The organism is Gulosibacter sediminis, assembly GCF_014904065.1.
Taxonomy (GTDB): Bacteria; Actinomycetota; Actinomycetes; order Actinomycetales; family Microbacteriaceae; genus Gulosibacter; species Gulosibacter sediminis.
This window is the reverse complement of the sequence record NZ_JACXJG010000003.1, coordinates 21,110-21,353: the sequence shown is the minus strand read 5'-3', so window position 1 is coordinate 21,353 and position 244 is coordinate 21,110. Positions and strand designations below refer to the sequence as shown.

Annotated in this window: 1 pseudogene; it reads left to right on the top strand. The window is 72.4% G+C overall.

Annotated elements, in window-relative coordinates:
* Nucleotides 1-4: 4 nt before the first annotated feature.
* A pseudogene (locus tag ID132_RS13335) lies at nt 5-244 on the top strand (heavy metal translocating P-type ATPase); the annotation flags it as partial.

Genomic DNA, 244 nt, shown 5'->3' with positions numbered 1-244 from the left:
GGGCGTGCAGGGCATCGTCGAGGGGACCCCGGTCGTCGTCGGCCGCGAGTCTCTGCTGGCGGACTGGTCGCAGAAGCTCTCTCCGGAGGTCGCACAGGCGAAGGCCCAGGCCGAGGGCGAGGGCAAGACGGTCGTCGCGATCGGCTGGGACGGTGCTGCGCGCGGCATCCTCGTCGTCGCCGACACCGTCAAGCCCACGAGCGCCNAGGCGATCCGCGGGCTCAAGGAGATCGGCCTGACCCCG